At 62.7% G+C, this 1,016-nt stretch carries 1 protein-coding gene; it reads left to right on the top strand.

The features are described from left to right. The first annotated feature begins 152 nt into the window (after positions 1–152). Complete coding sequence (locus ACI3KU_RS18950; RefSeq protein WP_404923889.1) at positions 153–854, top strand: acyltransferase; 702 nt, start codon at positions 153–155, stop codon at positions 852–854. The last annotated feature ends 162 nt before the right edge of the window (positions 855–1,016 follow it).

The raw sequence follows: 1,016 nt of genomic DNA, 5'->3' as shown, positions 1-1,016 counted from the left end.
GCCCACGGACGGTGAACCGAGCCCCGAGCCAACATCGGAGACTCCCACCACCCCTCCGCCGACGGACGGGGCTACGACCCCTGCGCCCTGACGCGCAGTTCGCGACGACGAGTTGCATGACAAGGACGTGCCTCGATCGATAGTCTGACCACATGCAGGACGCAACCCCCGAAAACCCCTACGAGGCCAATGAAATTTGGTTGGACAGCGAACGAGTCACGGAAGCAGACGGGCTCCCCCGAGGCGTCACAGTCGCATTCAAGCCAACGAGCGTTGGCAACGTTGTTCGTTTGTCGTCCGCCGGCCGCTATCAGAACGTGCAAATCGACCTCGGGTCAGCAGCAAACTGTGTTGTGTCGCTCGGCTCGGTCAGGGTCGCCTTCGGTGGGCTGAAGATCTCCTTCGTGATAAACAACGGCCGGGTGTCATCAGGAGCTGCTGTCTCCGTCGGCGACGGCACCGTGTTCAACGGCGCGACGCACATCATCGGCGCGCTTTCTGACGGCATCGCTGTGACGATCGGTCGCGACTGCCTCTTTGCCTCAAACGTGTCAGTGCGCGGCTCGAGCCACCACGGGCTCTGGGACATGGATTCGGGTGAGCTGCTGAACCCCGAAGCCGGCATCACCGTGGGTGATCATGTCTGGGTCGGCAATCAGGTGATCTTGCTCAACAAGGCTGAAATCGGATCAGGTTCCGTAGTAGCCGCGCGAAGTATCGTCAACAAGCGGTTTGTGGAGCAGAACGCACTGCTGGCGGGAACTCCCGCCGCGGTTCGACGATCACGGGTTGAGTGGACGAACGGCTTCCCGAAGGACAACGGAGCGCAGCCCCGCAACGTGCCGAATCGCTGACAGCGACCAGCGGGCAGTGGCGACAAGCCCGAGTCAGCGGATCACACTCCCCGTGGCGGCACTCGTCTTCACGACGGTGCCGTACCCGGACTTCGTCCCGGTGACGCGAACCGTGAGCTTCCTCCCGGCGTCCGCGGTCGTGAGTTTGTAGGTCGTTGCCGT

Source organism: Microbacterium sp. ZW T5_56, assembly GCF_044987425.1.
GTDB lineage: Bacteria > Actinomycetota > Actinomycetes > Actinomycetales > Microbacteriaceae > Microbacterium.
Note: the sequence above shows the minus strand (reverse complement) of the source record. Positions and strands in the feature narration are given on the sequence as shown.

Coding starts and splice junctions, on each gene's coding strand:
- ACI3KU_RS18950 (WP_404923889.1), top strand. CDS start 153: ATGCAGGACGCAACCCCCGAAAACCCCTACGAGGCCAATGAAATTTGG.